21 protein-coding genes are annotated in these 16,234 nt (G+C 55.6%); 16 read left to right on the plus strand and 5 right to left on the minus strand.

Translation table 11 applies throughout. From position 1 onward, the window contains the following. The first annotated feature begins 2 nt into the window (after positions 1–2). From AB5Y99_RS00730 to AB5Y99_RS00760, 7 genes are read left to right on the plus strand one after another with little or no spacing between them, the layout of a single operon-like run. A complete protein-coding gene (locus AB5Y99_RS00730; RefSeq protein WP_368208397.1) occupies positions 3–263 on the plus strand; it encodes a helix-turn-helix domain-containing protein in 261 nt (86 codons plus the stop codon). Beyond that, positions 260–460, plus strand: a complete 201-nt coding sequence (locus tag AB5Y99_RS00735) for a hypothetical protein (protein WP_368208398.1) — start codon at positions 260–262, stop codon at positions 458–460. The genes AB5Y99_RS00730 and AB5Y99_RS00735 overlap by 4 nt, the downstream gene beginning before the upstream one ends. Further along, entirely contained in the window at positions 457–663 is a 207-nt protein-coding gene (locus AB5Y99_RS00740; RefSeq protein WP_108540203.1) for a hypothetical protein, read from the plus strand. Before AB5Y99_RS00735 ends, AB5Y99_RS00740 begins: the two co-directional genes overlap by 4 nt. Next, positions 660–860, plus strand: a complete 201-nt coding sequence (locus AB5Y99_RS00745) for a hypothetical protein (protein ID WP_368208400.1) — start codon at positions 660–662, stop codon at positions 858–860. The genes AB5Y99_RS00740 and AB5Y99_RS00745 overlap by 4 nt, the downstream gene beginning before the upstream one ends. Beyond that, positions 838–1,149 carry a hypothetical protein gene (locus AB5Y99_RS00750; protein ID WP_236353172.1) on the plus strand — a complete coding sequence of 104 codons (312 nt, stop codon included), beginning with the start codon at positions 838–840 and terminating at the stop codon, positions 1,147–1,149. Before AB5Y99_RS00745 ends, AB5Y99_RS00750 begins: the two co-directional genes overlap by 23 nt. Further along, the gene (locus AB5Y99_RS00755) at positions 1,146–1,403 is read left to right on the plus strand and encodes a hypothetical protein (protein ID WP_368208401.1); all 258 of its coding nucleotides are present in this window, start codon (positions 1,146–1,148) and stop codon (positions 1,401–1,403) included. The genes AB5Y99_RS00750 and AB5Y99_RS00755 overlap by 4 nt, the downstream gene beginning before the upstream one ends. Then, complete coding sequence (locus tag AB5Y99_RS00760; RefSeq protein ID WP_368208403.1) at positions 1,400–3,700, plus strand: replication endonuclease; 2,301 nt, start codon at positions 1,400–1,402, stop codon at positions 3,698–3,700. The genes AB5Y99_RS00755 and AB5Y99_RS00760 overlap by 4 nt, the downstream gene beginning before the upstream one ends. 609 nt (positions 3,701–4,309) lie before the next feature. Here AB5Y99_RS00760 and AB5Y99_RS00765 read toward each other — a convergent pair. From AB5Y99_RS00765 to umuD, 3 genes are all read right to left on the minus strand, one after another. After that, a complete protein-coding gene (locus AB5Y99_RS00765; protein WP_368208463.1) occupies positions 4,310–4,381 on the minus strand; it encodes a TRASH domain-containing protein in 72 nt (23 codons plus the stop codon). A 1,303-nt stretch (positions 4,382–5,684) separates the two neighbouring features. Further along, the gene (gene umuC / locus AB5Y99_RS00770; protein WP_368208404.1) at positions 5,685–6,962 is read right to left on the minus strand and encodes a translesion error-prone DNA polymerase V subunit UmuC; all 1,278 of its coding nucleotides are present in this window, start codon (positions 6,960–6,962) and stop codon (positions 5,685–5,687) included. Then, complete coding sequence (umuD, locus tag AB5Y99_RS00775; protein WP_368208405.1) at positions 6,959–7,381, minus strand: translesion error-prone DNA polymerase V autoproteolytic subunit; 423 nt, start codon at positions 7,379–7,381, stop codon at positions 6,959–6,961. The genes umuC and umuD overlap by 4 nt, the downstream gene beginning before the upstream one ends. 97 nt (positions 7,382–7,478) lie before the next feature. Between umuD and AB5Y99_RS00780 the strand changes: the two genes are divergently transcribed. From AB5Y99_RS00780 to AB5Y99_RS00795, 4 genes are all read left to right on the plus strand, one after another. Continuing rightward, entirely contained in the window at positions 7,479–7,628 is a 150-nt protein-coding gene (locus tag AB5Y99_RS00780) for a P22AR C-terminal domain-containing protein (protein ID WP_368208407.1), read from the plus strand. A 245-nt stretch (positions 7,629–7,873) separates the two neighbouring features. Next, positions 7,874–8,362 carry a hypothetical protein gene (locus AB5Y99_RS00785; protein WP_368208409.1) on the plus strand — a complete coding sequence of 163 codons (489 nt, stop codon included), beginning with the start codon at positions 7,874–7,876 and terminating at the stop codon, positions 8,360–8,362. A gap of 12 nt (positions 8,363–8,374) precedes the next feature. Continuing rightward, complete coding sequence (locus tag AB5Y99_RS00790; protein WP_368208410.1) at positions 8,375–8,608, plus strand: hypothetical protein; 234 nt, start codon at positions 8,375–8,377, stop codon at positions 8,606–8,608. A 132-nt stretch (positions 8,609–8,740) separates the two neighbouring features. Then, positions 8,741–9,469 carry a UPF0489 family protein gene (locus AB5Y99_RS00795; protein ID WP_368208412.1) on the plus strand — a complete coding sequence of 243 codons (729 nt, stop codon included), beginning with the start codon at positions 8,741–8,743 and terminating at the stop codon, positions 9,467–9,469. Positions 9,470–9,880: 411 nt separating this feature from the next. Here AB5Y99_RS00795 and AB5Y99_RS00800 read toward each other — a convergent pair whose 3' ends face one another. Next, positions 9,881–10,885, minus strand: a complete 1,005-nt coding sequence (locus AB5Y99_RS00800; RefSeq protein ID WP_368208413.1) for a phage portal protein — start codon at positions 10,883–10,885, stop codon at positions 9,881–9,883. Beyond that, entirely contained in the window at positions 10,885–12,651 is a 1,767-nt protein-coding gene (locus AB5Y99_RS00805) for a terminase ATPase subunit family protein (protein WP_368208414.1), read from the minus strand. The genes AB5Y99_RS00800 and AB5Y99_RS00805 overlap by 1 nt, the downstream gene beginning before the upstream one ends. Positions 12,652–12,800: 149 nt before the next feature. Here AB5Y99_RS00805 and AB5Y99_RS00810 point away from each other — a divergent pair, with 149 nt between their 5' ends. From AB5Y99_RS00810 to AB5Y99_RS00830, 5 genes are all read left to right on the plus strand, one after another. Continuing rightward, complete coding sequence (locus AB5Y99_RS00810; protein WP_368208415.1) at positions 12,801–13,604, plus strand: GPO family capsid scaffolding protein; 804 nt, start codon at positions 12,801–12,803, stop codon at positions 13,602–13,604. Positions 13,605–13,616: 12 nt separating this feature from the next. Continuing rightward, positions 13,617–14,675, plus strand: a complete 1,059-nt coding sequence (locus tag AB5Y99_RS00815; protein ID WP_236269747.1) for a phage major capsid protein, P2 family — start codon at positions 13,617–13,619, stop codon at positions 14,673–14,675. A 9-nt stretch (positions 14,676–14,684) separates the two neighbouring features. Next, positions 14,685–15,446, plus strand: coding sequence for a phage terminase small subunit (gene gpM / locus AB5Y99_RS00820; RefSeq protein WP_368208417.1), 762 nt, complete (start codon positions 14,685–14,687; stop codon positions 15,444–15,446). A gap of 108 nt (positions 15,447–15,554) precedes the next feature. Then, the gene (locus AB5Y99_RS00825; RefSeq protein ID WP_368208418.1) at positions 15,555–16,031 is read left to right on the plus strand and encodes a head completion/stabilization protein; all 477 of its coding nucleotides are present in this window, start codon (positions 15,555–15,557) and stop codon (positions 16,029–16,031) included. Beyond that, complete coding sequence (locus AB5Y99_RS00830) at positions 16,031–16,234, plus strand: tail protein X (RefSeq protein ID WP_368208420.1); 204 nt, start codon at positions 16,031–16,033, stop codon at positions 16,232–16,234. Before AB5Y99_RS00825 ends, AB5Y99_RS00830 begins: the two co-directional genes overlap by 1 nt.

The raw sequence follows: 16,234 nt of genomic DNA on the forward strand, positions 1-16,234 counted from the left end.
CCATGACCGCACAACCAACCCAAATCAATCTGCTCAACCACCATGCCGCCAAGCGCCTGCGCCAGTTGCGGGAACAGTTGAAGCTGAGCCGCCCCAAGTTTGCCGCGCTGCTGGATATCCCCCCTACCACGCTCAAGAACTACGAGCTGGGCTATCGCGAAATTGGTGGTGGCCTGTTCCTGCTGATCGCCAACCACCCGGAGCTGAAACGGCACATCGACTGGCTGCTAACCGGCATCGCTACGCCAGAGGTGCAGCCATGAACAAACTATTCCATCCCGTATCAGAGCAAGAGGCGCTGGCAGAGTTGCCGCGCCTTCAGCAACGACTGACCGCCAAAGCTCGCCCTGCCCCTTTTACCTATCGGGGGTCAGAGGGCAAATCCCTGTTAGTCCAGGCGCAGCAGTCCTTGCGCTGGCACCAGTTGTTTCACCACCTCAACCGGAGGGCCCGCTCATGAGTGACGCAATCAAGATTGCCAGCCAGGCACCCAAGGTGATCGAGGGTCTGCTGGCCGAGATGTTTGCCGCACGCGCCGAGGATAACCGCATCGCCCTGGGCGCACTCTACTCGGGGGATGAATACATCCAGGTGCAACTGGTGGTGACCAGCAAGCCTGCGGATCTGCTCGATGACGATTTGGTGATGGAGGATGAGGCATGAATACCACGCTGTTCACCCTGGCCAGCCTGAAAGAGTGGCTAGCCCAGAACGAACCGAAACTGCTGCCGACAGCCCCGCTTTGCTGTGGTGGTGAACTCGGTATCTCAATCCGCATCGAGGCGGGCCATATCGCCATCGATGCGCCGGACTTTCAGGCAATAGATGAGGCATGCGATGAGCAACTTCGAACTGTTTGAGCTGGACGCCCAACAAGATCACAGCGAAGCCGGCCCTGCACATATGCAGCCCACCACACCGGTCAGCCAGCTAACCACCCATTGGTTTGCCGCCCGCGCCGAGTTTATCGCTGCGGGCAGCGATGCCAGAGGCAACCGGGATCAGGTGGCCGAGCTGCTGGCGCTGGGCGCAATGCGCACCGTCTACTGGTTGGCCGCTGCCAATCAAGAGTTGGCACTAGCCCGGGAAATTGCCGAGTGGTGGGCCGAGTGCGCACCACTGCATGGACAGGGGGAGATCATCAAATGAGCCATGGACTGCAATGGGAGCTCACGCTCCTGCAAGAGCGCTGGCAAGCCACCTACCGGGAAGACGCAGCACGGCTTCGCCTTTATCAGCGAGAGCTGGCCCATGCACGCCGACTACCTGCCCGCCCCCACGCCAGTATCAAACAGTTGCTGCGCCAATGTGCGGCCGTCCGCCGATTAAAAGAGCATGCCCAAATGAGCGTTCGTGGCTGCCAGTTCCGCATCAAACAGCTATCCGGTTATCTGTCTGCATGACCAGCAAGACCAAACGCCTGCCGCTGTCGAAAAGAACGCTGCGGCAGCGCATCGATACCCTTTGCAACTCTCTGCCCGGCGTCAACTTTGACGCCGCTTTTGCTGGTGACCGCGGCCAGTACGATCTGATCTGGGCCATGCAACTGCTCGATGGGCTCTCCACCGAGTTGACCAAGAACCTGTTCAAGCAGTACATCCGCCGCCGCAAGGATTGCAGCTTTACCCATTGCCGCTCTGCCAACATCTGGTTGAGGGAGCGAACCAAGTGGGTGCGGATGCAGCTCCAGACCATCCCGGTCGATCCAAAACAGATGCGCGATGACTCCGGCCGCAAACAGATTGCCCACCAGTTCGCCAACCAGACCGCTGCCATTTACAAGAACATTGAACGAGGCATCAAAGAGGGTGCCGAAGCGGATCTGCTGCAGACCTGGGAGCTGATGCGCCAGCCTGCAGACCAGTGGGGGTTTATCGGCGAGCTGCCGAAGTTCAAAACCCAAGAGGTACGGGATAACTGGATCCTGAGCGTGCTGGTGCGCCTGCTTTCTGCCAAGTGGTGGGAGAAGCGCGTCAACCGCTGCTGGGACCGGCTGCAAGAGCACATCAATATCCTGCTCGGCAAAGTGCGCAAGGGTGTGTCGGCTTTTGTATCAAACGCCACCATGAAGGTGGTGCGCGAACGCAAGCGGGCCATGATGCGCTGGCTGGCCGAGTCGGAAGTGGTGAACGAGCGTTATGACCTGGTCGTATCGATGAAGGATTGCTGGGAGGCCAGCAACGCCAACCCGGTGAACCGCCGCAACGAAATGATGGTGCGGGCGCGAGGGTTCAATGACTATGCCGAGGAGCAGGGTCATGTGGGGGTCTTCTTCACCTGGACAGCCCCGAGCCGCTTTCATGCCTGGACACAAAAGCACAATGGCAAAGCGGTAGAGAACAAGCGATATCAAGGGGCCACGCCGCGGGAGACCTGCGCCTATCTGGCCAAGCTATGGAGCCGCACCAGAGCTGCCCTCAAACGGTGGAACGCGCCCGTTTATGGATTTCGCGTTTGCGAGGCTCACCACGACGGCACCCCGCACTGGCATCTGCTGCTATTTATGCGCCCGGAAGATCGCAACCGGGTGATCGGTATTCTACAACGCTATGCCCTGACCGATGACCACGAAGAGCTGGTACGGGATATCAAGGGCACCCCACCCTTTACCGACTTTACTCCCCGCTTTGACTGGAAAGAGATAGACCCGGCCAAGGGGGATGCCGCCGGCTATCTCGCCAAATACATTGCCAAGAACATCGACGGCGCCTACCTGGACGACGACGACGAGGCTGGCACCGCCGCCGATGAGGGTGCCCTGCATGCCGTAGCTTGGGCCAGTTGGTGGGGCATTCGCACCTTCCAGCAGATCGGAGGTGCTCCAGTCGGGGTATGGCGTGAACTGCGCCGCATCAGCAACACCAAGAAGAATGCCGATCTGGTGGGCCCACCCAAGCCAGTGCTGCAAGACCCGCGCTTTGAGGCGGCTCGCTTTGCCGCAGATAACGGCATCTTTCGCTGTTACCTGCACGCCATGGGCGGTGCACTGGCGACCCGTGCCGAACACCCGATCAAGCTGGCCCACCTCATTGAGGAGCAAGCCAACAGCTACGGCGAAGACATCAAACGCCTGATGGGCATTACCTCCGCTCGCCTTGGCATCAAGACCCGCCTGCAAGGGTGGGAAGTGATGCCTGCTGGTACCTATGTTGCCAATAGAGCCGCCGAGGCTGCAGCGAGGGGTGTTGGGGTTAAGGCGGGCGACAGCCCGGCACCTTGGAGCTCTGACAATAACTGTACGCGGCCGGATCCTGCAGCCTTCGCAAACCAGATCATGAGGGAACAATGGGGGTTATCACCCTTCTCCATCGACCGATTGCGGGCTGGTGCCAACGTCACGGTGGACGGTTTCAGCCTCTGGTTGGAGAACGGGCAGGTGCAGTCGAGCCGCGTGACGCCATCGGGCAATAACTACCCACTTATCGAGCTGGAATGGCTGCGTGCCCTGGTTGGTGTACCTGAGCCGGACGAACAACCCGACACCATTACCTCCGATGATGAGCATTGGCCGACACTGGTGATGGATTGCTACGAGCTGTTCAACACTTGCGGATTTGCAGCATGCCATCAGTGGATCACGGACCTGCCAAATCCATATCGGTGTGAGCTCTGGCGCGTACTTGATAAATTAGACTGGGCAGACCGACACGAAGTGGAAAGCCCGTTGTTTGACGAACTGATGAGCGAGGTAGAGTTTTGACTGACCTATTTTCCAAGCAGGAAGCCCTGCAGGGCGAACTCCCCAACACGCCCATACCTACAAAATTGACGACACACCGGCATGGCCGCCTGAACGAATGCAACAACAAACATCGCATATCAGAGGAGTGGCTGCACCGGACCTACAGACCCGAACGTAAGGGTCTGCCTTCTCTTCCTAAGGCTATGCCTGGTCGCTAAAAGTCCCCCCTAGCGGCTAAGCAACCGCCCTCCGGTCTGATTTCCTAACTGAGGTCGAGCGATGTAAAAGTGAAATAAGACTGTTTGGCGATACTTCCCCTCGTTGTGTATTAAGTGTATTCTTAATCAGCAATGGAGATATTTTAAATTAACCCTCACAAAAATGTGCGTCACAAAACATTTTAACTCTACCTACTGTAAACTCATAATGACAAGCCTTATATCTCACACCACTATTTATTTAGCACTACCTTTCCTCTAACCACAATAATGTACAAGGACGTAAATGAAAAACTTAGCTTTTGTAATCCAAAAAGGTGAAGCATGTCACCTTGACGGAGTCGAACTAAATAGTTTCCTTCAAGCACCGAAGACATTCGCAAATGCATCCAAGTTGGGTTGGGAACCATTATGTTTGACTTTTTACACAGAAAAGATAGACCTTGTTTCCGACTTTATAAATAATTGGGTGGAAATAGATTTCGAGCTAACTACTGCTCCCACTGAAATGTCATTAATGAAAGATTTTCAAAATGAGCCGACTCGATTTATAAAAATAAATTCGCTCAATAAAATTGAGAACGAATATATTTTACGTAAGCTAAACGCATTTTCTACCCTTTCAGGCGTTAGAACAACACCAAGAGCTAGACTGGAAAGAGAGTTATCTAAAAACTTAATTAACCACAAAATAAAAAGCGTAATTTGTTTAGATGTTGGTCAAGCCAACTGGAATCTTATTTGTGATACCGTTAATTGTCCAGAATCCCCTCCCAAAGTTTTGCTTTCCTTTGATTGTGGCATGCCTACCGGAAACAATAAAGGAACATTACCTAAGCCCCCTGTAGACCCTTATTTTCACTTCTATAAAGATATGTGGATCATCTTGTCTCACTGGGATACTGACCATTGGGCTGGTGCCGCATTTAATCAACCAATATTTAACAAAAGAGGTATAAAAATAAATTGGAAGAATAAAGCCCTTGATTGTAAATGGCTAGTACCAAACCAAGGTAAAAATGCTACTGGACAGAAAATAACCCCTAATGCATGGCGCCTAGCCTTAGCATTACACCGAAATAAAAAACTCTTTATTTGGCCAAAAAACCTTGATTATCTAATACTTCGTGATGGTTCTACAATTGTCAAATGTCAAAGTATGTCTAGCGCAGGCAGAAACAACAATAATGGGTTGGCTCTTATTGTTCATCATCATAATTATGATGAACCATTTATCGAGGGGCCTCTTTATACAATGTGCCCTGGAGACGCTGACTATATCTCAATTTACCAAAACTTGATAAAATCAGGACTAAAAAACAGCAGTTTCATTGGGCTGATAGCTAGCCACCATGGTGGCAAAATAAATTCAACGCCGCCAAAAACACATATGTCTTTAAACACAATAGTATATTCAAACGGTCATAAATACGGACACCCATTAATATCAAAGCCTGACCATGATAGAATTGGATGGACTAACTCTTACGACACACACATAAGATTAAAAAGAGTGAGAAGAGGTATCACTGAATATCTCGGTACGACTGTAATCAATGATTGCAGCAATATATCACATTTCGCAGGATGTGGATATTGTTTAACTTGCAATAAGCGTTCATCCATTTGCCCTGTGAGATAGGAATGATATTTTTCAACTTGAATGATTAGTGTTAACATTTCCACTTTAATATTGTATGTGCGGTTTTTGCTAATGACAAAATGGCCACCCGGTAGTGACCATTCTCGGCATAAATGTACTAGCAAAAATAGATATCGAAAACTTACTTAACCACCGGCAGCTCGCCGAGCGCGGTGGTATAGCGGGGGCTTAACTGCTCCCGCTTCATCATCCACTCCCGGGTGTCGCGGCCACGGGCCGCAAAGTAAACCTTCCCCAACCGCCCATGATTGATCTTGTCGATGACCTGCATCAGCGCCTCGCTGCGCGGGGATTGCTGCTGTGCGGCGAACAGGTCGCCCTGCTGCATGTTGGTGGGGGTGAAGTCGGCCAGCATGACGCCCCCTTTCTGGTATCGCTGCTCGTCGCGCCAGATGCGGGGTAGGAGTTCCGGGATCAAGGCCAACAGGGCCCGTGTGTCATGAGTGGGCATGGCCAGCTTGGCGCTCACCTGGTTGCCGTAATAGGGCTCCCGGTCGCTGAACGGGCTGGTGCGAATGAACAGGGTCACGTGCCGGCAGCACATCCCCTCCCCCCGCAGCTTCTCGGCGGCCCGCTCCATGTAACCCGCCAGCGCCTGGTGCATGGGGCCGATCTGGGTGATGCGCTCCCCAAACGAGCGCGAACAGATGATCTGCTGCTTGGACTGGGCCTCTTGCTCCAGCTCGGCGCAGGGGATCCCACGCAGCTCCTGCACCGTGCGCTCGACCACCACGCCATAGCGGCGCCGCAGCGCCTTGGGGTCGGCAGCGACCAGGTCGGCCACGGTCTTGATGCCCTGGGCCTCCAGCTTGGCGGTGAGCCGCCGACCAATGCCCCATATCTCGTCCACCGGGGTGATCGCCATGAGCCGGGCGCGCCGCGCTTCATCCCGCAGATCCACCACACCACCGGTGGCGGGCCACTTCTTGGCGGCGTAGTTGGCGAGCTTGGCGAGCGTCTTGGTGGGGCCAATGCCGACCCCCACGGTCAGCCCCGTCCACTGCTGCACCCGCTCGCGAACTTGGCGGCCATAGGCCACCAGGTCGCCCGCCCAGGACTCGCTCAGCTCAATAAAAGCCTCGTCGATGCTGTAGACCTCCACCGCTGGGGCCATCCCCTCCAGAATGGTCATCACCCGGTTCGACATGTCGCCATAGAGGGCGTAGTTGCTGGAGAACCAGACCCCGCCCATGGCCTCGAAGAATTGACGGTTCTGGAAGTACGGCACCCCCATCTGGATGCCCAGCGCCTTGGCCTCTGCCGAGCGGGCCACCACGCAGCCATCGTTGTTGGAGAGCACCACGATGGGCCGCCCCTTCAAGTCGGGGCGGAACAGCCGCTCGCAACTGGCGTAGAAATTGTTCACATCGACCAGGGCGACGGCGCAGCACTTGTTCATGGGGTATCCATCTTATGCACGACAAAGGCCACTACCCCGAAGATTTCCAGCTCCTGCCCATCGTTGAAATGGATAGGGCGATAGGCCCGGTTGCCAGGGAGCAAAGCGACGGTGGGCTCAAGCTGCAGCTCCTTGACCGTGAACTCGCCATCGACCGCAGCGACCACTACGCTGCCGTGCTGTGCCTTGCGGCTGCGGTCGACGACCAGCAGGTCGCCATCGTGGATCCCGTGGTCGACCATGCTGTCACCGGCCGCTCGCACGAAGTAGGTGGCCGCCGGGTGGGCAACGCACAACTGATTGAGGTCGATGGTCTGCTCGGTGTAGTCCTGCGCCGGCGACGGAAAGCCGCAGGCCACCGGGGAGAGGAATAGGGGCAGCTCCAACAAGGGGGCATCTGGGGTGGGTTGAGCAAACATGCTGGCAATCTCTGCATTACTGTATGAATACACAGTATAGCAAGCTGTCAGAAGTGGATCACCGTTTGGCGTTTGGCTCCGCTATTCTGGGCGCCCAGTGTATGTTTCCTGCCAGAACTCACTGCATTCACTGGCGTGGCTCTGGCGCGCCACTGATTACATGATGAGGGCCGCCCGCCGCATCTATCCCCTGCTCGAGGTGGCCGAGCACCGCGAGGCCGGCACCTACTACTCCATCATTCACTAATACCCGATGACCCTGGCCGCCGCCCAGCGCATCCTGGCCGACAAGACCCTCCATATTCAGAGCTCCACCCACTGCGACCGCGACTGAAACAGGTTGCTCCCCCACCTACACCACCTGCCGCTGACAAAAAGTTGGTAATGTGACCGGTCACGCACTTCTGCGCGTGACCGGAAGTTTTCAAACGGCTATCATTTGTATTTGGTATTTTCTAGCTACAGTGCAGTAATTGCATGGATGGATATAACGTGAACGTATACTTTCAAATAGTGAATACTGATCCAAAGCAAGAAGTGTCAGCAGACAAAAAAGATAATGCCAGTAGCACGAGCATATCAGATGAAGATTTGAAACGCCTTGCTTACATTGAATTCAAAAGCCAGTCATATGCATCTTTCTATAATACATCGATGGAAAAAGACAAAAGCATTTTGACTCTTTCTGTAGCAGGACTTGGATTCCTAGTAACTTTATTAAATCTATCTAAAGAAATCGGCAAAATAGATTATGCACTTTTCATTTTAGCCGCGTCTGCATTTCTTGTGTCTATATACTGCATTGTGACCATGTTTGGCAAAAATGCTGATTTCATTATCGATCTGACTCAAGATAAGGATGTAACATTAAAGGAATATAAATTGAAGAAACTAGATACATGGGCTATCGGCTCATTCTATCTAGCCATTGTTGCTTCGATATCCCTAGGTATATCGACATCGATACCACTAATACAGTAAGGATGATGTGAAATGTCAGATATAGATAAGAAAATCAAGCCATCAGGTCAAGTAAATGTAAATGAAAGCTTGCGTGGTGTAGTTCATATAGGAGATAGCTTTGAAGGAATTTCAAATGTAAGGAAAAGCCTAAGTGGTGCAGGCTCGCTTTCCCCTAAATCTGTCGCGTCAAGTGATACCACAACACAAGTCTGCTCTGGAGCTTCGGGATTAAAACCAGATATCACGCCTCCAAAGAAAAATTAGCATGTTAGCATGGCTGCCTAGAGCGCTTTATGCGCTCTATTATTTTTTAAGGAAGTTACTTCTAACTATATACTAAAACACAGCAATAAATCGCTGTGTAAATTTACACTGAGATAACGATAAGGAGTAACAGTGGGTATTTATATAAAACCATTTACAGGCAGAAATAGTTCCTTAGCAGTTGATGTGAATTTTTTATGGAATGATGGTAATATTTACATCATGGATAGCCATCGCTGTGCTTACTGGTGTTGGATGCAAAAACTTATTAAAAATAAAAAATATAGCATTTTCCACATAGATAAGCACTTTGACTCAAGCCCTATCAACCTTACTACTAACCCACCGGTTTCATTCATTATTAACCAGACCGACATCAATTCATTAACCATCGAACAATACTTGAATTTAGAATATAATGAAGTATGTGCTTTTCGTTGGGATAATTATTTATCCGCATTTTTAATAAATCACGATTCACAGCTAGATACAAAATGTTTTGCGACATATAATGTAGATTCTAAGCCGCCAAAAATGATAAACACAGAATATATCGACCCAACATCTTTACATGAAAATATAGAATGCCACATCATAGAAGCGAAGAATAATGTCAAATGGATTGTAAATATTGATTTGGACTATTTTTTCTATAAAAAAGGCGATGGATATGAACAGGCTTACACCGATGAATATATCACATCACTCACTTCATTAATTAACAATGCAATAGAGCAGGGGAAAGTTGAAACACTAACTATTTGCTTGAGCCCAGAATGTTGTGGTGGTTGGACGAATGCAGAAAAAGTATGTGAGTTAATATGCCAAACACTGGGGGTAAAATTTCGACTTCCAAGTTGATGACTGGCATACCTCATGGCTAGCAGATAAATGAAAGGATCTGATGGAAAGTGAAGGATCGCAAAAAGGATCCAGATCCCCGCACGCGGCCAGTGCTGGCACGGGGAGCCGATACCCTCCCCCAGTCGTTCACCTGCATGGTTTTCAACACATAAAGCGCGCAGGCGAGGCGGGGTCCCGATTGCGCGCGCTGGGTGTTGAGGGGCCTTTCGAGGCTTCGCTCATGCTCGCAGGTGCGCGTGAAGGATCTCGGGAGAGTGATGGGCGAAGGGTTGGCTGGCGATAGCCTGTAACGCGACTGGTGGGCTCTGGCTGGATGGGATCCCGACCAAAACAAAGCCCCCATGCAAGTGGGGGCTTTCTCTTAAACACTCAGGAACGAGGAAATCTATTTGAGATTAGCCAAGGTTTTCAGCTTTGCACTGTCAGATCTGACAGTCGATAGGAGGTGAACCGGATTATCTCCTCCCCTGCCCACTCGTTGAACTGCGCAAAGTTTGCCTTCATGCTGTCGATCTCGTTGACGTCAAACACCTGAGCCGCTTTGGTCACATCCCCAAACCCGCCCGTGTTGTTGGGTACCACCCCCATCAGTTGAGGTGGTACACGATGGGCCGCCAGCTGGTCATCCCGGCTAACCCCTTTGATGGACAGGAAATCATCCTTGGCCGCAATCTCGGCCACCGGGATCAGCTTCACCGAATCAGCCTTGCCACCCGGGGTGTAGAGCAGCAGGTTGCGAAAGTTGCCCGGCCCCTTGCTGTTTTGCAGCGCCGTCTTGAGCGCGGTGATATCGCCCTCGTTCTGCAGGGCATCGCTGATGTGCAGGATGAACCCCGCATGGCTGCCGTTCTCGTAGTAGCGACGGCGAAACAGCGTGGCCGACTCGTTGAGCAGCGCCGAGTTCAGGCTGGCCACATAGTCGGGGATGCCATAAATCTCTTGGTTAACGTCCGCCTCCATCACATGCCCCACATCACCGGCGGGCAACTCCACCTCATCCCCAGGCCTCGGCACCCACCAATAGCGCTCCAGGTCGAGGGATCGGCGGGTGTATTTGGCAGGCATCTGGTCATAGCGCAGCGTGCCACCCAGCCGGTTGCGCACCCGCTGCAGGTGAGCGTTGCCGAAGATCTCGTAGTCCATCACCAGCCCGGTGAAGGCGGCCAGGCTCAGTTTGGGATGAGGGATGAAACAGCCGCGCAAGATATTGCGCTTCACCTGGATGGCCGAGGCGTGATGCACCGCCGCCCGATAGACCCGCGCCAGCCCGTGCAGGCTCAGGGGATGCTCATACCAGCGGCCGTTATGCATCGACTCCAGGTAATCGAACACCTCCCGCTGGGATAACACCGGGATAGCCTCTCCAAACGTAAACGCCTGCACACCGGCAGGCGAGTTGATCTGCTCACTCATCAGTAAATCTCCATAAAGCCGGAATTGGTGCCGGTCTGCCCCTCAAGGGGTTCGTGTAACAGGGCTTGCATGGTTGCCCAGGCAATATCGGCGTGGCTGGTCTCATCAGATCTGCTGGCCTCGAAGGTGGGCAGCTTGCCGCTTTGGGTCACGGCGCGGCGAATGCTCATGAACGCCTGGGCCAAGTCGGTCCAGCCGCTGTCGAACTCCAGCCGCCCCTTGTTCATCACATCCTGTGCCTTCATCACCATCCGCATCTTCACGTTGGGGTTGTACTGAATGGCGGTGACTGCCGGGTAAAACTGCTTCACCAGCTGATAGACCCCCTCCCCGATCCCGGTGGTATCGATGCCGATGTAGGCGACGTTGTAGCGATCGCAGACGGCACGAATGGATTTGGCCTGGGCGTCAAAGTCCATCCCCTGCCAGCGGTGGCGCTCCAACACCCGAAACTTGCCGCCCGGCACCAGTGGCGGGGCCAGCACCGCGCAGCCGGCGCTGTCACCTTTGCCCCCCTTGGCCGGGTCATAGCCGATCCACACAGCCCGGTTGGCCAGCGGCCGCAAGGTGTGGGGCTTGTAGTCCTCCCACACCAGCCAGCTGTCGACCATGCAGCGCTGCAGCGTCGCCAGCGGAAACAGACTCTCGGTGTCATCCATGAATTCGCACATCAGCAGGTTGCGGTATTCATCCTCGGAATACTCACTGCGCAGCTGATCCAGGTCGAACAGGTTGCAACCGCCGCGCACCGCATCTTCCACGGTGACGATCTGCCGCCACTGACCATCGGCGCACAGCTTGCCGGCAGACAGGTTGGCGTGGCTCAGGTCAATCTCGACCCGGTCGGCCTTGGCCTTACCGCGGTTAAAGTTGGCGCCAGACCAGAATCCATAAGCGGGATGAGAAAGGCTGGAGGGGGTGGAGATGTAGGTCTGGCGCCACTTCTTGTGCATCGCCATGCCGGAGGCCACCTTGCGGAACTCCAGAAAGCCGTGGATCCAGAAATACTCGTCCATGTAGATATTGCCGTGATAGCTCTGGGCGGTGCGGGCGTTGGTGCCAAGGAAATAAAGGTGCGCCCCGTTCGGCAGCACCATGGGGTCACCTTTGAGCTCAACCCCCTCCTCCTTGGCGAACTGGATGATGTACTGCTTGAACATGTGGGCCTGCGCCTTGCTGGCTGACAGGAAAATCTGATTGCGCCCGGTCACCAGGGCATCAATGAACGCCTCGAAGGCAAAGAAGTAAGTCGCCCCGATCTGGCGCGATTTGAGCAGGTCACGGATCCGGTACTCCTGCCCGGCCTGATACCAGACCCGCTGGTAATCGAACATGGTCGACTCAAACCGCTCGATGAGCCGCTCTTGCTGCTCGGGCTCGACCACGTTGCGCTCGGGGGCCTTCTTCGGCCCCTTGTTGCGGTTGGCCACCTTCGGGTTGAGGTCGGCCTCGTTGCCGCCGTTGCTGTACTTGTTGACCCGGGCGATACGCTCGAGCTGGCGACCCAGCAGGTCAATCTCCTTGAAGTCGCCGCCGCTCTTGGTCTCCTTCATCACCAGCTGGATCATGCGCGCCTCGATGGCGCTATCCACCCGGTCTATCGGTTTGATGTCCTCCCAGCCGTCGCGTTTCTTCCAGGTCGAGACGGTACCCTCCGGCGTTTGCAGCAACTCGGCAATAGCGCGCAGCGGGTACCCCTGAAAGAACAGGTACATGGCCTGCCGTCTTGGGTCGAGATGGGGAAAGATGATGGGTGCTGTTGTCATGGCGCCAGTCTACCCAGCCGCTACTACCCCAAACGCCCCACTGCCAGTGTGTAGCGCCACCACACACTGGCCCCGGATTGCACGATCCCGCCGCTCACCCAGACCATAACCGCGACATCACTACCCAATTACCAAAGGGATCCCAGCACATGCCTAAGTCCAAATTCTTCCGTGTTGCGGTTGAGGGGGGCACCACCGACGGTCGCGCCATCACCCGCGAATGGATTGAGCAGATGGCCCAGCGCTACAACCAGGCCACCTATGGCGCACGGGTCAATATGGAGCATATCCGGGGCCTCGACCCCAACGGCTTGTTCAAGATGTACGGCGACATCACTGCCGCCAAGACCGAAGAGGTCACCATCGAAGGGGAACAGCGGCTGGCCCTGTTCGTCCAGATTGACCCGACGCCGGAGCTGATCGCGCTGAACAAGAAGCGCCAGAAGGTCTACACCTCCATCGAGATCCACCCCAACCTGAACGAAAAAGGGGCCTACATGATGGGGCTGGCCGTGACCGACAGCCCGGCAAGCCTTGGCACCGAAATGCTGCAGTTCTGCAGCAAGGCCGCAGTCAACCCGCTGGCCGACCGCAAATACCATCCGGAATGCCTGTTTACCGAAGCCCTCGAAACCGTCATCGAGTTTGAAGATGAGCAAGAGAAAGGCCCGGGCCTGCTGGAACGGATCAGCGCCATTTTCACCAGTCACAAGCAGCAATCGACCGCCGATTTCAGCGAGGTGCATCAGGCCGTCGAAGCCGTGGCTAAAGAGGTGACCAGCCTCGATACCGACCTGCAAACCAAGTTCAACGAACTGACAGCCCGGCAAGCGGCGACTGCCAAAGCCCTGGCCGACCTGACCACCCAGCTCGAGCGCCAGGAAGATTTCAGCCACAAGCGCCAGCCTGCCACCGGTGACGATGGCACCAAGCCAACCAACACCGATTTTTAAGGGACCCCGATAATGCGCAACGATACCCGTCAGCAATTCGAGCAGTACACCAGCCAACTGGCGAGCCTGAATGCCGTCAGCTCGGCCATGGTGCAATTCAGTGTCGAGCCCAGCATCCAGCAAAAGCTGGAAACCAAAATGCAGGAGTCCGTCGACTTCCTCAGCATGATCAACATCGTGCCGGTGGATGAACTCAAAGGGGAAAAGGTCGGCATCGGCATCAATGGCACCATCGCCTCTCGCACCGATACCAGTGGCGGCAAGGCCCGCGTCCCGTTCGACCCGACCGGACTGCAAAACACCAAATACGAGTGCGAAAAGACCAACTACGACACCAGCATCGGTTACGCCAAGCTTGATGCCTGGGCCAAGTTCAAAGACTTCCAGATCCGCATTCGCGATGCCATCGTCAAGCGCCAGGGCCTGGACCGCATCATGATCGGCTGGAACGGCAAACTTGCCGCGAAAGACACCGATCGCGTCCAGTTCCCCATGCTGCAGGACGTCAACATCGGCTGGATTGAGCACACCCGCCATGATGCTCCCGCCCAGGTGATGAGCGAAGGGGATGCGGGCACCGGCCATATCTACATCTACCAGCCCAAGAGTGAAGCCGACACCAAAGAGGGGGATTACGGCAACCTCGACGCCCTGGTGTTCGATCTGGTCAACAGCAAGATCAAACCCTGGTACCAGGACGACACCGATCTGGTGGTGATCTGCGGTCGCAAGCTGCTGGCCGACAAATACTTCCCCATCCTCAACGAGACCCGAGACAACCAGAACAAGCTGGCCGGTCAGGTGCTGGTGAGCCAGAAGCAGATCGGCGGCTTGCTGGCGATCCGCGTCCCCTTCGTCCCGGAAGACACTCTGATCGTCACCCGCCTCGACAACCTCTCCATCTACTGGCAGATCGGCGGCCGCCGTCGCCACCTGGAAGAGCAGCCGAGCCTCGACCGCATCGTCAACTGGGAATCCTCCAACGATGCCTATGTGGTCGAGGATTACGACTGCATCGCCGTCGCAGAAAACATCACGCTGGGCGCCAAACCTGCGCCTGCAGGCGGTTAAGGAGCCACGATGACACCTGCACAACGACACACCGCCCGCATCATGGCCGCCCTGCAAGGGGCGGCCAATCCCGAGCAGGATCGCGCCGCCGCCAACCAGTACGAACTCCAGCTGATGCAGTTGGCCGAGCACCGTCGCACCCTCAAGGGCATTCAGAGCCTCGAGCGCAAGATTGACGCCAAACGCACCATGCTGGCCACTTACACACCTTGGATTGATGGCCTGCTGGCCGCCGATCGCGGTGGTCAGGATGACGTCATGGTGACCGTGATGCTGTGGCACCTCGACACCGGCGATCTGGCAGGTGCCCTGCCGATGGCTGATTACGTGATCCGCCACGGCCTCAATACCCCGGACCAGTACGAACGCACCGCCCCCACCCTCATCGCCGAAGAGGTGGCCGATACCGCCATCAAGCTGCAAGAGGCGGGTAATGGCCCGTCCCTGCCATTACTCAGCAACTACATGAGCATGCTGGCTGACTGCGACATCTTCGACCAGGTGCGCGCCAAGTTGCACAAGGCGGTAGGCCGCGCCTGTTATGCCGAAGGACTCAAGGAGCAAGCGGCCGACCACTACCGCCGCGCCATCGAACTGCACGACAAGGTGGGCATCAAGCGAGAGCTGGAAGATCTGGTGCGCGAGATCAAAAAGGAGAAAGCCTCCGCCGGCCAGCCTGCCAACGAACCGGCACCGCAGCCGGGCGCAGAGCCTCAATCCGAATCACAGCCACCCGAACAGCCTGACCCCGCCCCCGGCGAGGCCAGCTAACCGAGCGAACCCCGCACCCTGGGCGGCTCGGGCCTGACGAATGCCAGCGGCATACCAGACGGCCCGACCACCGCCCAACATGCGGCGCCACCTCACATCAGGAGCACCATGAGCACCGGATTTTTAGCCACCAACCCGACCCCGGCCGCCACAGAAGAGGACGACATCACCAGCGCCCCCTTCTGGCCGGCGATCTCGCTCTGCGCGCTGCGCGACACCGTCCGGCTCGATGGCACCGTCACCACCGCCCGCCTCACCCATGCGGTGATCGACGCCATCACCAGCGTAAACCGGGATCTGGCCCAGTGGCGCAGCGCCAGAGAAAGTGAAGGTCACGCCACCCTGGCCGCCGTACCCGCCGAGCCCATCAGCGGCGAATCGGTACATCTGCACAGCTACCGGCGCGCCGTCTACGCCATGACCCGCGCCAATCTGCTCGAGCGCTACACCGACTACAGCGCCACCGGTGACGGCATCAAAGGGGCCGATGCCAAAGAGATAAGTTCGGATGACCTCTACCGCGATGCCCGCTTTGCCATCCGCGACATCATCGGCACCACCCACACCACGGTGGAGCTCATCTGATGCAACTGCGCAGCCTGCAGGGCGACACCCTCGATCTCATCCTGTTTCGTCACTACGGCTACACCGCTGGCATCACCGAGCAGGTGCTCAACCTCAACCTCGGTCTGGCCGCGCTCGGCCCCATCCTGCCAACCGGCACCCTCATCAACATGCCAGCGGCCCCCACTCAGGCCGAACAGCCGCTGATCCAGCTATGGGACTGA

Source organism: Aeromonas sp. R4-2, assembly GCF_040908295.1.
GTDB classification, from domain to species: domain Bacteria; phylum Pseudomonadota; class Gammaproteobacteria; order Enterobacterales; family Aeromonadaceae; genus Aeromonas; species Aeromonas veronii.

Excerpts from the sequence above, each read along its gene's own strand:
- AB5Y99_RS00730 (WP_368208397.1), top strand. The coding sequence starts at position 3 with ATGACCGCACAACCAACCCAAATCAATCTGCTCAACCACCATGCCGCC.
- AB5Y99_RS00735 (WP_368208398.1), top strand. The coding sequence starts at position 260 with ATGAACAAACTATTCCATCCCGTATCAGAGCAAGAGGCGCTGGCAGAG.
- AB5Y99_RS00740 (WP_108540203.1), top strand. The coding sequence starts at position 457 with ATGAGTGACGCAATCAAGATTGCCAGCCAGGCACCCAAGGTGATCGAG.
- AB5Y99_RS00745 (WP_368208400.1), top strand. The coding sequence starts at position 660 with ATGAATACCACGCTGTTCACCCTGGCCAGCCTGAAAGAGTGGCTAGCC.
- AB5Y99_RS00750 (WP_236353172.1), top strand. The coding sequence starts at position 838 with ATGAGCAACTTCGAACTGTTTGAGCTGGACGCCCAACAAGATCACAGC.
- AB5Y99_RS00755 (WP_368208401.1), top strand. The coding sequence starts at position 1,146 with ATGAGCCATGGACTGCAATGGGAGCTCACGCTCCTGCAAGAGCGCTGG.
- AB5Y99_RS00760 (WP_368208403.1), top strand. The coding sequence starts at position 1,400 with ATGACCAGCAAGACCAAACGCCTGCCGCTGTCGAAAAGAACGCTGCGG.
- umuC (WP_368208404.1), bottom strand. The coding sequence starts at position 6,962 with ATGAACAAGTGCTGCGCCGTCGCCCTGGTCGATGTGAACAATTTCTAC.
- umuD (WP_368208405.1), bottom strand. The coding sequence starts at position 7,381 with ATGTTTGCTCAACCCACCCCAGATGCCCCCTTGTTGGAGCTGCCCCTA.
- AB5Y99_RS00790 (WP_368208410.1), top strand. The coding sequence starts at position 8,375 with ATGTCAGATATAGATAAGAAAATCAAGCCATCAGGTCAAGTAAATGTA.
- AB5Y99_RS00800 (WP_368208413.1), bottom strand. The coding sequence starts at position 10,885 with ATGAGTGAGCAGATCAACTCGCCTGCCGGTGTGCAGGCGTTTACGTTT.
- AB5Y99_RS00805 (WP_368208414.1), bottom strand. The coding sequence starts at position 12,651 with ATGACAACAGCACCCATCATCTTTCCCCATCTCGACCCAAGACGGCAG.
- AB5Y99_RS00810 (WP_368208415.1), top strand. The coding sequence starts at position 12,801 with ATGCCTAAGTCCAAATTCTTCCGTGTTGCGGTTGAGGGGGGCACCACC.
- AB5Y99_RS00815 (WP_236269747.1), top strand. The coding sequence starts at position 13,617 with ATGCGCAACGATACCCGTCAGCAATTCGAGCAGTACACCAGCCAACTG.
- gpM (WP_368208417.1), top strand. The coding sequence starts at position 14,685 with ATGACACCTGCACAACGACACACCGCCCGCATCATGGCCGCCCTGCAA.
- AB5Y99_RS00825 (WP_368208418.1), top strand. The coding sequence starts at position 15,555 with ATGAGCACCGGATTTTTAGCCACCAACCCGACCCCGGCCGCCACAGAA.
- AB5Y99_RS00830 (WP_368208420.1), top strand. The coding sequence starts at position 16,031 with ATGCAACTGCGCAGCCTGCAGGGCGACACCCTCGATCTCATCCTGTTT.